Source organism: Winogradskyella sp. PE311 (assembly GCF_046545555.1).
GTDB lineage: Bacteria > Bacteroidota > Bacteroidia > Flavobacteriales > Flavobacteriaceae > Winogradskyella.
The window spans coordinates 96981-109963 of sequence record NZ_JBHZTH010000001.1; the positions used below are offsets into that span (position 1 = coordinate 96981).

General features: G+C 30.3%; 8 protein-coding genes. 5 read left to right on the forward strand and 3 right to left on the reverse strand.

Annotation, left to right across the window (positions count from 1 at the left end; translation table 11 throughout):
- Nucleotides 1-40 precede the first annotated feature (40 nt).
- Nucleotides 41-1321 (forward strand): DUF5686 family protein, encoded by a 1281-nt coding sequence (locus tag ACFWU4_RS00385; RefSeq protein WP_411123751.1) that lies wholly within the window; start codon nucleotides 41-43, stop codon nucleotides 1319-1321.
- Between the two features lie 14 nt (nucleotides 1322-1335).
- Here ACFWU4_RS00385 and ACFWU4_RS00390 read toward each other — a convergent pair whose 3' ends face one another.
- Nucleotides 1336-4122, reverse strand: a complete 2787-nt coding sequence (locus ACFWU4_RS00390) for a hypothetical protein (RefSeq protein ID WP_411123753.1) — start codon at nucleotides 4120-4122, stop codon at nucleotides 1336-1338.
- Nucleotides 4123-4214: 92 nt separating this feature from the next.
- Between ACFWU4_RS00390 and ACFWU4_RS00395 the strand changes: the two genes are divergently transcribed.
- The 3 genes from ACFWU4_RS00395 to rpoN all read left to right on the forward strand — a co-directional run bounded on the left by ACFWU4_RS00395 (nucleotide 4215) and on the right by rpoN (nucleotide 9640).
- A complete protein-coding gene (locus ACFWU4_RS00395) occupies nucleotides 4215-6635 on the forward strand; it encodes an efflux RND transporter permease subunit (protein WP_411123755.1) in 2421 nt (806 codons plus the stop codon).
- Between the two features lie 20 nt (nucleotides 6636-6655).
- The gene (gene asnS, locus ACFWU4_RS00400; RefSeq protein WP_411123757.1) at nucleotides 6656-8101 is read left to right on the forward strand and encodes an asparagine--tRNA ligase; all 1446 of its coding nucleotides are present in this window, start codon (nucleotides 6656-6658) and stop codon (nucleotides 8099-8101) included.
- Nucleotides 8102-8173: 72 nt separating this feature from the next.
- Nucleotides 8174-9640 (forward strand): RNA polymerase factor sigma-54, encoded by a 1467-nt coding sequence (gene rpoN, locus ACFWU4_RS00405; RefSeq protein WP_411123759.1) that lies wholly within the window; start codon nucleotides 8174-8176, stop codon nucleotides 9638-9640.
- On the opposite strand, the gene ACFWU4_RS00410 is transcribed toward rpoN, so the two are convergent.
- On the reverse strand, nucleotides 9637-11532 hold the full coding sequence (locus ACFWU4_RS00410) for a hypothetical protein (protein ID WP_411123761.1): 1896 nt from the start codon (nucleotides 11530-11532) through the stop codon (nucleotides 9637-9639). The genes rpoN and ACFWU4_RS00410 overlap by 4 nt on opposite strands.
- 428 nt (nucleotides 11533-11960) lie before the next feature.
- On the opposite strand from ACFWU4_RS00410, the gene ACFWU4_RS00415 reads away from it, so the two are divergent.
- Nucleotides 11961-12290 (forward strand): hypothetical protein, encoded by a 330-nt coding sequence (locus ACFWU4_RS00415; protein ID WP_411123763.1) that lies wholly within the window; start codon nucleotides 11961-11963, stop codon nucleotides 12288-12290.
- Here the strand turns inward: ACFWU4_RS00415 and ACFWU4_RS00420 are convergent.
- Nucleotides 12285-12971, reverse strand: a complete 687-nt coding sequence (locus ACFWU4_RS00420) for a porin family protein (RefSeq protein WP_411123765.1) — start codon at nucleotides 12969-12971, stop codon at nucleotides 12285-12287. The two genes, ACFWU4_RS00415 and ACFWU4_RS00420, sit on opposite strands and share 6 nt — an antisense overlap.
- Nucleotides 12972-12983 lie beyond the last annotated feature (12 nt).

Here is a 12983-nt window from a genome sequence, read left to right on the forward strand (position 1 = left end):
CAAAAGGGATGTTTTTTTTAACTAAAATTTTTAAATCTTAATGAGAAAGTCTCTATTTGTTGTTTTATTGTTTTTTATTGCGACAAATGGGTTTACCCAAAACCCAAATAATAGGGCAAAAGATTCAATCAAAATAGCTCAAGATTCGTTAAAGAAAACTGAGTTTTTAAAAAATATAGGTAACGGCTTTTTTCCATTTAATTACTTCAACGCTGACCTTCGTTATCTTGTTAAATTTAATCAATTCGAAGGTTTTAGAACTGGTCTTGGCGGAGTTACAAACGACCGTTTTTCTGAGCGTTACCGAATAAATTCGTATTTAGTTTATGGATTTAAAGACAAACGTTATAAATATAAAATTGGTGGCGGCTTTAGAATTAACGAGGCTTCAAATTCTTGGATAAATTTATCTTATATAGATGATTTACAAGAAACTGGTAGCTCTTCTTTTTTAACAGATAAGCGCTTTTTTACTTTTTTTGAACCTCGGCTTTTAAATATAGATTTATTTCATAGACATATTACAAAGTCTATTGCATTAGAGCATAAAATCTCTAATCATTTACTTTCTGAGACGCAATTGGCAATTAGCAAAATCAATCCTACTTACAACTATAATTTTGTTTTGGGAGCAAGATCTTTTAATACTTTTGATATAAGTACGGCTAAAATTAGTCTACAATGGAGTCCTTTCAGTATTTTTAAGTTAGAAGATAATACCATAAAAGAAACTAAAGATGGTTTTCCTAAATTTACACTTCAAGTTACTAAAGGGTTTGAGTCTGTTTTCGGTAGTGACTTTAACTTTTCAAAATTAGATTTTAGGACTATCCAAGAATTTAAACACAAGAATGACGCAATTACCAATATCACATTAGTTGCAGGAATTGCAGGAGGTGAAACACCACTTACCCACCTCTATCATGCTTATCCAAATAACATTACAAAAGAAACAATCCTACAACGTTTTTCTGTAGCTGGACTCAATAGCTTTGAGACCATGTATTTTAATGAGTTCTTTAGTGATAAATTTTCAACATTACAATTCAAGCATTTTTTTAAACCTTTTAAAATTTCAGATTGGTTTAAACCTCAACTGGTCTTAATTTCGAGATTTGCCATTGGAGATATGAATAGTATAGATAGACATCAAGGCATAACCTTTAATACACTAAAACACTTATATTCTGAATCTGGTTTTGAAATAAACAAACTACTTTTTGGCTTTGGACTCAGTTTTGCATATCGCTATGGTGGTTACCACTTACCCAATTTAGAAGATAATATTGCCTTTAAGTTTACCTTTAATATTTCTCTATAAATTTTAGTCATTGACTAATCATTAAAATCATTTGTAATAACATTATATGTTATTTCTTTATAGCCAATCTTTCCCGTATTAGAAATTGTTTCTAAAATGATTAAAAAATCTCCAGTTTTATCTGAGTTATAAAAACTTAAAGTCGCAATTCCTTTTTGGTTAAACTTAATTTCTGGTTTCCAAAATAAAGGGCTTCTAAGATCTGGATTTGACCAATCTATTTTATTAATTACATTATGTATTGGCGCATAAAACTCTTTATTTGTTGCAAAAACAGGAATACTTTGTATCTCTACTTTTTTTGTTGATTTTAAAGCACCAAACAATCCTTTTTTAGAATTAGTGTAAATAGCTAGTACACAACCATCAGTTATTCCATAAGGTGGAAAAGTAGAGTATACTTCGGCTATTAGTGCTTTAAAATTTCTTGCATTATTTATTATTTCAAAACTAGTAATTTCATCACTTCTTATATATTGCACCAAATCTAGATCTTGCTCTTTCACAGGAATTCCGTCTACAACAACAAGAGTTCTTTGACTGGGATCCTCTGCGTAAAAGTTACCATTAGGACTCCGTCTTATAATTATTTTATCTTGAAAACCGTGACGTAAAGCACTGTATAAACCATTTGACCATTTAGGCTCTTTTTCTTGAATATCTTTACCATCAATTACAATATTGGGTTTACCATACTTCTTATTAACCTTTTCCCTTTCTGGTGTTAACTTATAAGCATCAACAACAACTTCATCTAACTTCGTAACTCCATAGTAATCTTTATAATATTTATCTTGCCTGTATTTCTGAAATTGGTTGGCTTTAACTACTTTCTCAATTAAACTATCCTTAATACCAATATCTCTATTCTTAAAATCAAAACTAATTGGTAATTGTTGTTTTTTGGAAATAGCTATTTTCACTTTTTTATTTTTCTTCTTAAAGTCAGTTAAGCTTTTCGTTAAAAACTCTTTATAATCTCCGTACATATCTTCTAATCGAAAGCGAAAACTACCCGGAGATACAATAGTCTTGGCATATGTAATTGGTTTTCTATCAAAAACCATAAGTAAAATATCTACCTCTTCTTTTTCTAATTTTGAATTATTAACACTAACAACTCCTTTAACTTCTAAGCTCTTTTCTAAAGTATAGTTAAGCTTATCTAATGGTTTTCTATATTTATATTTACGCCAACCTTGGGTCAACATCAAATCATCAATATCTAAATCTATATTATCTCTAAAATAAGATCCAGGAGATTCTATATGCCCTTTTAAGTCTGAACTTAGCAAGAAATAAGACAATAAATTTTCCCTAGAATATTGCAATTCCCCAGAACTATCTTTATCTAAAACTAATATTGATGTACTTAAGTTATTAGCATCTGAATTATGATTATTTTCAATAGTTAGATTTACCTGATCGCGCTGCTTGTAACTTAGCTTATCTAAATTAATCGAAAGATCTATACGATTCTCTTCTCTGGTATTAAAAAATAGTCTTTCTGAAACAGGTTTATTAAAATCGTCTAACACCGTAAATGCAATCACTCCTTCAGGAAATTTATCCTTGGCAATTATGTAACTACATTCTCCGTTTATTAGATTTTTATTTTCTACGAAGTACTCATAACCTCTAGTTGCTCCTTTTAAAATGACTGTTTTCGGATTTTGCTTATTTAAACGAACACCTACAAATATATTTTTATCATCGCTATTAACTTCTAGGCTATAACCACTTTTTATTACTTTGGGGAGAGGTATTTTCTTAAGAATAGTTTTTAGACTGTCTCTAACAATAGCATGGTAAGTTTTTGAAATATCAATCTCATTTAATATGAAATTTCCCATTCCTAATCTATTACTTTTAAATGTAGAAACTAAATTATTATTTTCATCAACTATGTCGCCTTCAACATATTTACCAAAGCCATTAAAACCTGTTGCCTTAAGTCCAACTTTGCAAGAGAGTTGATCTATAAGATCACCACCTTCTGGAAAAAATTGTACTTCTAAATAATTTGGGTTGACAGAAAAAGAAGTAGTATAAGACAGTCCGTTCTGTGTTTGTAATTTCAAATTTATAAGACTATTAATGGCAGGTAATGTATAATCTAAAAGATATTTATTATTCTTGCCTTTTTTTAATTGTACAGTTTCTTGTTCTTTATCAAAGCTTACCGTTACTTTTAAATCATTTTTGTCATTATTATCAAACCTTTTTGGATAGATATCTATTTTAAATCTTGTACTACCTTCTAATGTATCTATGAGACGTAAATTTTCTAAAATAACATTAGAATTCTTAGGCTCTTCTGCAGAAAAAATTTGAATATATTTTTTAAAAACAAAATCAGCTTCAAAATTTCTGTTCCACTCTGTATATGCTCTTATTTGATATAGTCCCTCTTTAAAACCAGTATTTAAATCAAAATACCCTCGCCCTATACCTTCGCTAATTTTAATTATTTTGGATTCAATTACTTTTTCTTCTGCACTTATTAAATCTACATATAAAACACCACTAGATAAAAGTGTTTCATGTGCTACAGCATTAGCAATTACAGCTTTAAACCAAATCGTTTTATTTGTTGTATATACGTCATTGTCTAATTGCAAATAGATTTTTTCAGCTAAGGAATTATGGCTATATCTCTTTATACTTTGCGAATAAAGAAAGCTAGTTATACTTAATACAATAATTGAAAAACATACTTTTAAAAAGTGCATAAACTCATTTTTTAAAAGATACTTTTTGTCTTTATAATTTGCAAGAACAAAAACGTTAAATAATAGCATCCTCTTTTTCTAAAAATTAGATACTATTAATTCTCATTTTTTCTATAAGTCACAAGGATTTTTCTACCTTTGCCGCTCATTTCTAACAATAAATGTTTAAACTATTTACCACAGGATTTTGGGAAGTTGTCGCGCGATTAATTTTACGTAACAAAATCTTTATCTTAATAGCTATTATATCTGCTACTGTGTTTTTTAGTATGCAGTGGAAACATATGCGCTTTACCTATACAGAGGCCAATATGTTACCAGATGAACATGAAGTAAATATTACCTATAATGAATTCCTTAAAGTTTTTGGAGAAGAAGGTAATTTAATCGTTCTTGGCGTTAAAGATTCTAGTCTATTTTCAGTAGAAAATCTTAATGCTTGGAACACACTCGCAGAGTCCTTTAAATCTTATAATGAAGTTGAAACTGTTTTATCAATAAAAGATCTTCAGAAATTAGTAAAGAATTCTAAAAAAGAACAATTTGATTTAGAACCTTTCATTAAAGATTCTATTAAGTCTTTAAAAGAGATTGATAAGCTTCAAGATGAATTATTTAATCAATACCCATTTTACGATAACTTCTTATTTAACGCAGAGACTAAAACCATTAGAACTGCAATTTACCTCAAGAAAGATATTGTAAATACATCGGCAAGGAAGGATTTTACGCTTAACGTCCTTCAACCTCAAGTAGATGCATTCGCAACACAAACTAAATTAAATGTTCGAATTTCTGGTATGCCCTATATCAGAACCCTTAATGCACAAAATATTGTTGATGAGATACCAATTTTTATCGGTGCTGCACTATTAATAACTTCCTTAATTTTCTTCCTGTTTTTTAGATCGTTTAGAGCAACTTTTATTTCTTTAATAGTTGTTTGTATTGGTGTTATGTGGACCTTCGGAATTCTCGGATTGTTAGGTTATGAAATAACAGTGCTTACAGCTTTAATACCCCCGTTAATTATTGTCATTGGTATTCCAAATTGTATTTTTCTAATTAATAAATATCAACATGAAGTAAAATCTCACGGAAATAAAGTAAAATCCTTACAACGCGTTATTACTAAAGTTGGTAATGCAACTTTAATGACCAATGTTACAACTGCATCTGGTTTTGCAACATTTATTTTAACCGAAAGTACACTCTTAAAGGAATTTGGTATTGTTGCTTCATTAAGTATTTTGGCAATTTTCATCTTGTGTCTACTAATCATTCCGATTATGTATACATTCTTACCTTACCCTAAAGATCGGCACTTAGAGCACTTAAATAAAAGATGGATTGGTGGTTTTGTTGATTGGATGGAGCGTATGGTAAAACACAAAAAAATCACCATTTACGTAACTGCGCTTATTCTAATAATTGCCAGCATGATTGGTATAAACCAGATTAAAATATCTGGAAGTCTCATTGAAGACATGCCACAAAACAAACAGTTTTTTAAAGATATTCGATTTTTTGAAGATGAATTTAATGGCATTATGCCATTAGAAATTATGGTAGATACAAAACGTAAGAAAGGAGTTATGAAATTAGCTACTTTAAAACGGATAAACCAACTCGAAGAGTTAATAGAAGAAACTCCAGAATTATCACGCCCAATATCAGTAGTAAGTTTAGTAAAGTACAGTAAGCAAGCCTATTACAATGGTAATCCCAAGTATTATCAATTACCAACCAGCCAAGAGAATAGTTTTATATTGTCCTATGCAAAAAATTCTTCTTCTGATGTAGAGCTCTTAAATAATTTTGTAGATAGCACAGGCCAATATGCACGTATTACTACATTTATGAAAGACATTGGCACTGAGAAAATGGAGCGTATTCAAGAAAACCTTCAAACCAAAATTGATAAAGTATTTCCAAAGGAACGTTATGAAGTTACTATGACTGGTAAGGCTTTAGTTTTTCAAAAAGGCACTAAATATTTAGTCAGAAATTTAGTTATTTCATTATCCCTAGCGATTTTTCTTATCTCGTTATTTATGGCCTATTTATTCCGTTCTTTTAGAATGATTATTGTTTCATTAATCCCAAACCTTCTGCCACTCCTTGTTACTGCAGGTTTAATGGGTTATATTGGCGTGCCTATAAAGCCATCAACGATTTTGGTATTTAGTATTGCGTTTGGTATTTCTGTAGATGACACCATTCATTTTTTAGCCAAATACAGACAAGAATTACTTGCTAACCATTGGAAAATAAGAAAATCTGTATACGCAGCACTTAGAGAAACTGGGGTTAGTATGTTCTATACGTCTATTGTTTTATTCTTTGGTTTTTCCGTATTTACCATTTCTAGTTTTGGTGGTACTGTAGCTTTAGGTGCTTTAGTATCTATAACATTACTTTTTGCAATGCTTTCTAATTTACTATTATTGCCGTCTTTACTATTATCACTAGAGCGTAACATTGCAAATAAAGAAGTATTACGAAAGCCATCAATAAATATAATTCCTTCGGAAGATGATACCGAAGACGATATAAAAAATAAAGAAGAACATTTATCTTAGCATTTCAAAATAAATAAAAAATGACAACAAAAACCGTAGCAGAATTACTGTCGCAAGACGTTACCTTGCAAGATGTTACCGTAAAAGGATGGGTAAGAACTTTTAGAGCTAATCGCTTTATAGCCTTAAATGATGGTTCTACGATAAATAATATACAATGTGTTGTAGATTTTGAAAATTTTGACGAGACACTTTTAAAACGAATAACTACTGGAGCTGCACTACACGTTACTGGCGAATTAGTAGAAAGCCAAGGCAAGGGACAATCTGTTGAGATTGTTGTAAAAACACTAGAGATTTTAGGAGATTCAGATGCTGAAACATACCCAATACAACCAAAGAAGCACTCCTTCGAATTCTTGAGAGAAAATGCACATTTGCGCACAAGAACGAATACTTTTAGCGCTGTAATGCGTTTGCGTTCTTCATTATCATTTGCTGTTCATAAATATTTTAATGAAAATGGCTTCTATTATATGCACACACCTATTGTTACTGGTAGTGATGCAGAAGGTGCAGGTGAAATGTTCCGTGTAACTGGGCTAGATCCTAAAAACCCTCCTCTAAATGAAGACGGTACAATTAACTATAAGAAAGACTTCTTCGGCAAAGAAACAAACCTAACCGTTTCTGGTCAGTTAGAGGCCGAAACTTATGCGATGTCCTTAGGAAAGGTTTACACCTTTGGACCAACATTTAGAGCAGAAAACTCAAATACAACGCGTCACTTAGCAGAGTTTTGGATGATAGAACCAGAGGTTGCTTTTATGGATTTAGCAGGCAATATGGATTTAGCTGAAGACTTTATGAAATCCGTTTTAGGTTATATATTAGAACATAATAAAGACGATTTAGACTTCTTAAATAAACGATTAGAAGACGAAGAAAAAAGATTACCGCAAGCTCAAAGAAGTGATATGGGTCTAATTGAGAAAATTAAATTTGTGGTTGATAATAATTTTAAGCGCGTAAGTTATACAGAGGCTATTGATATCTTAAGAAATAGTAAGCCTAATAAAAAGAAGAAATTCAATTATTTAATTGAACAATGGGGAGCAGATTTGCAATCTGAGCATGAACGTTTTCTTGTAGAAAAACATTTTAAATGCCCTGTAATTTTATTTGATTACCCAGCTAACATTAAGGCATTCTATATGCGTTTGAACGAACCTGATGATCAAGGAAGAGAAACTGTCAGAGCTATGGATATTCTTTTTCCAGGTATTGGAGAAATGGTTGGTGGTTCTCAAAGAGAGGAACGATTAGATGTATTGAAAGAAAAAATGGCAGCCTTAGATATTTCTGAAGAAGAATTATGGTGGTATTTAGATTTACGTAAATACGGAACAGCTGTTCATTCTGGTTTCGGATTAGGATTTGAGCGATTAGTAATGTTTGCTACAGGAATGGGAAATATTAGAGATGTAATTCCTTATCCAAGAACACCTCAAAACGCAGAATTTTAAATAAAATTTAAATCTGTTAGGCTTTAATAACCTGATTGGTTTTTGTTATTTTTATAGTCAATAGAACATTTTATGTCCCTAAAGCAGTTTTTACAATTTAAACTTTCGCAGAAACTTTCTCCGCAGCAAATTCAACTTATGAAGTTGATACAACTGCCAACCCAAGCTTTTGAGCAACGTTTAAAGCAAGAACTGGAGGAAAACCCTGCATTGGATACTGGTAAAGAATCTGAAGCCACTGAGGATAATATGGACGATTTTGATAACTCCACTGATGACTATGATGATAATGAAACTATAGAAGCCGATGATATTAATATCGATGAGTACCTAAGTGATGACGAAATACCAGAATATCGCACGCAAGCCAACAATTATAGTGCAGATGATGAAGATAAAAGTGTACCATATGCCGCTGGAACTTCATTTACGCAACATTTAATAAACCAACTTAATACATTTAGACTTTCAGATAACGAGCAAGAGATTGCTTATTTTCTAGTAGGTAGTGTAGATGAAAGTGGTTACATACGACGTTCCTTATCTGATATTACAGATGATTTAGCTTTTACTCAAAATGTATTTACAACAGAAGAAGAGATTGAAAAGGTGCTTCAGATTGTACATCAATTAGATCCTGCTGGTGTAGGAGCTCGTAATTTGCAAGAATGTTTAAGTATTCAACTACATCGAAAAGAGCAGAATCCTGATGTGGAATTAGCTACATTAATGATTGACAAAGCTTTTGAGCCTTTTACTAAAAAACATTATAAAAAATTATTACAAAAGTTTAATATTAATGAAGAACAGTTAAGAGATGCCATAGAAGAAGTAGAACGTCTCAACCCAAAACCAGGAGGATCCTACGCTGGTAATAATAAAATTGTTGAACATATAGTACCTGACTTTGCCATTAAGATTGTTGAAGGAGAATTAGAATTAACCTTAAATGGACGTAATGCTCCTGAGCTACATGTCTCTAGAGAGTATAATAATATGCTTAAAGGTTACAAGGATACAAAGCAGAAATCTAAAGCTCAGAAAGACGCCGTTATGTTTATAAAACAAAAGCTAGACGCAGCTAAATGGTTTATAGAAGCTGTTAGGCAACGTCAACAGACGCTATTTGTTACTATGAGCTCTATTATGCATTATCAAAAAGCATATTTTTTAAGTGGTGATGAGCGAAATCTCCGTCCAATGATACTAAAAGATATTGCCGATGAAATAGAAATGGATGTCTCAACTATTTCTCGTGTTGCCAATAGTAAATATGTAGATACTCCTTATGGCACTAAACTTATAAAAGAATTCTTCTCAGAATCTATGACTAATGATCAAGGTGAGGAAGTCTCTACTAGAGAAATCAAAAAAATCCTTGAAACAGTCATTGAAGAAGAAAGCAAAAAGAAACCTCTTACTGATGAAGCACTTTCTAAAATTTTAAAAGAAAAAGGTTACCCAATTGCTAGACGGACTGTTGCAAAATATAGAGAACAATTAGATATACCTGTAGCTCGACTTAGAAAGAAAATTTAATTACAACTCTCGCAATAACCTTTTCGTAAATAATCATTTTCTAACAATTGAAAGGTTACTCCTCCTTTTTCAATAGCATTAAACAATTTACAATACCTTTTGCTATTTAGATTATAAGCATTTAACATAATAGCTCTATAATCGTCTGTCTGTGTTAGTTCTTTATTAACTAGAGTAAGGTTTAAGTAGTAAAATAATAAATCTTCATCTACATCAATACGCTTTGCTTTAACGGTTAATAATTCTGCTGCTTTTTCAATATTAGCATAATACGCTAAAAACTGTGCTAAACTGAAGTAATCAAAATCCGATAATGTAATTTTCTTATAGAACTTATTTATATAATTCACAGATTTGTCTTTATTGGCATAATCGCGTTTTCGCATATATTTTTCACTTTTAATAATATGATAGTTTATCATCATTCTATCAATAAGAGTTTGATCTATACCATAATTTTTTAAATTATATACTTCAGTTTTAAATTTTGCATCGTTAACAGGTTCAAAGTCGTAGCGCCAAATTCTAAATTTTAATGCGGCCAAATTATATCTAATTTTAGGATTTTTAGGATCTAATTTTTTTAAAGCTTCTAACTCATTTCTAACTATTATAATTTGTTTCTCATCTAATTGATACTTAATAGAGCTATTACTATTTAAAAAATTTAGATATTTTAGTTGATTAGGAATTTCCATTTTCGTTAAAATGTCTGGGGAAACCTCTCTGTTTTTAAGCTTATCAAAAATCGAATTTTGTATTTGAGAGGCTTTATCTAATGCACCAGAAGAAATCGATTGATTAAACAAACCAATCAATTCATTTTCTGATTTGTTTTTATAAATATCTTTTCGTTCTAACTCTAAAGTAATTACTGCTTTTCTATGATGCTTTAAATAGGTTTCCATTTCTTTAGAGAACGCACCAACTAATTTCAATTTTATTTCAGATTTACTGAGACTTTTTAAATTCATGTAATCTGTACCTTCTATATCATTTAAGAATTCAACCCAATTTTCGGAAGAAGTTATCGAGGTTTTAATTGTTGGCTTTTGGTAAGTCTGAATTGCTTCAGCTATACTGTTCGCACGTTCTTCCTGTAACTCAATATTCCGCTCTAAACTACCTTCTACGGAGGAATAAGCGTTAATATTTATTGTCTTAATATTAAAATTTGTTAATCTTAAGGAGTCATATAATGGCTTTATATCTTCTGGAGAATACTGAGATTTATTTTTTTCAAAAGGTATTTTAAATCGAAGCGTTTTATATTTAATTTCAAACTTATCATCATCTTCTTTAATTAATTTCTCATTAGTAAGACTCAAAGAATCTAAATACATACCCATATCTAATAAGTCCCATTTATAGGCTTGCAAATCAAATATAACTTGATATCTGCACAGTGATTTATTACCTAAAAATAGCATATTGTATTCTAAGTCTTCATTTTTTAGATTGTCTGGGATCCTACCCACTAGAACCCTAAACATATTTTTTCCAAAAGGTTTAAGCCCACTTTTAAGTCTCGATGCATAAACTGGTCTAAGCAGTGTACCTCTTATCTGTTCTGAATCTACATCTTCTAAAGTACAATCATAAATAGTTTTAGAAACCACATCTATTGCAATACCGTCATTAGAGTTTTTAAATAATTGATTAAACCACTTTTTATCATTAGTATGAAAAAACAAGTTCTGTTTATCCCTTTTAATAGAAAATTGTACTTCCTTAACTTTTAGCTTAAAAGTAGACCTACAATTTTGACAGTTTTTATTAATCTCGTTTTTATTTGCAGTAGTAGGTAAAACTATCCCATAATTACCTTGAGCCGAAAGCGAGTTAGCACTGATTAGAAGTATTAGACTAAAAATTAATTTTACTTTTTTCATCTTTAAGAGAATCAATGTGATTAATAGCAATTTAATTAAAAAAAGTTAAAGCCAATTTAAGGCGATATAAAATGCTTAGCATATAACAGAATGAGATCAAAAAAATAATCCAACTACATGAAAATAAAAAGGTATTTTTACGCTGCAATATGAAGGATTTTATTTTAAAAAGCGTCTCGTTTATTTTTCACCCACTAATAATGCCAATATTGGGTGTAATGTTTTATTTTCATAAAACACCGCGTTTTATACCCCAACCTCTGCAGAATGCTAAAATATTCTCGATAGTAATATTAACAATTATATTACCTATTTTACTTTTTTTTCTACTTAAAACTGTAAACAAGGTTAATAGTATATATTTAAAGAGCACAAAAGAGAGGCTAATCCCATTGTTTATTAACTGCGTCATTATTTCACTAATTCTAATGCGAGTATTAACATCTAATGAAATTGTAGAACTCTATTATTTCTTCCTTGGAATTTTATGCTCAACTCTTGCGTGCTTTATACTTGCAGTTTTTAAAATAAAGGCGAGTATACACATGATTGCTGCTTCTGGCTTCTTTATGTTTGCAGTAGCATTGGGCATTCACTATCAGATAAATATTAATGGAACAATTTCTTTAATGATGGTTGTTTTAGGTGCTATAGCAACATCTAGGCTGCACCTTAAAGCACATACTAATCAAGAATTAATTATTGGTCTTTTCACTGGTTTATTTCCGCAAATAGCATTTTTAAACTATTGGCTATAAAATGTAGAACATTAAACCAATTTTGAATGAACTTATATCTAGTGTTCTTTCACTCAGTTTTACATTATTAAAGATTGGATTAAGTCCATAATACGCATGAAAATTCCATGTGCCATAACCTGCACTTAACGTTATGCCATACTGTATATTATTAAAATTATCTATATTAGATAAATTCTGATTACCGTTATCACTTTTATATTTTGATGAATTGTATAATAAATAACCAAGTTTAAATCCAGTATAAATACGCCAAAAATTATAATCTGTAGAAGTGGATGTTCTCCATCTAAATTCAAAAGGTACTTCAACAAGATAAGTCGTAAACTTATTCTTACTCACATTAACTTCATCTTCATCAATAATATTATAAGTAATATTATTATTTGTCTCTAAAATTGAAACATTTTGATTGTATGAATTTGAAGATATACCTACTCCTATACCAATCGCTAAATTTCTTCTATCATTAACTGGCATATCTCTAATAAACCCGAAATGAATTCCTGATGAAAATCCATTTTGAGAGACTCCTTCTAATTTATCATTTAGCAAGTTATATGTTACTGAAGCATAAAACTGATCTTCTCTATAACTTGCATAAAGGTCTACGTTATCATTACTTTGAGCATATCCTATAAAACCAATAAATAGTATTAAAACCAAAATCCAATTCTTCATAAGATAAAGCTA

Excerpts from the sequence above, each read along its gene's own strand:
- ACFWU4_RS00385 (WP_411123751.1), top strand. The coding sequence starts at position 41 with ATGAGAAAGTCTCTATTTGTTGTTTTATTGTTTTTTATTGCGACAAAT.
- ACFWU4_RS00390 (WP_411123753.1), bottom strand. The coding sequence starts at position 4,122 with ATGCTATTATTTAACGTTTTTGTTCTTGCAAATTATAAAGACAAAAAG.
- ACFWU4_RS00395 (WP_411123755.1), top strand. The coding sequence starts at position 4,215 with ATGTTTAAACTATTTACCACAGGATTTTGGGAAGTTGTCGCGCGATTA.
- asnS (WP_411123757.1), top strand. The coding sequence starts at position 6,656 with ATGACAACAAAAACCGTAGCAGAATTACTGTCGCAAGACGTTACCTTG.
- rpoN (WP_411123759.1), top strand. The coding sequence starts at position 8,174 with ATGTCCCTAAAGCAGTTTTTACAATTTAAACTTTCGCAGAAACTTTCT.
- ACFWU4_RS00410 (WP_411123761.1), bottom strand. The coding sequence starts at position 11,532 with ATGAAAAAAGTAAAATTAATTTTTAGTCTAATACTTCTAATCAGTGCT.
- ACFWU4_RS00415 (WP_411123763.1), top strand. The coding sequence starts at position 11,961 with ATGCGAGTATTAACATCTAATGAAATTGTAGAACTCTATTATTTCTTC.
- ACFWU4_RS00420 (WP_411123765.1), bottom strand. The coding sequence starts at position 12,971 with ATGAAGAATTGGATTTTGGTTTTAATACTATTTATTGGTTTTATAGGA.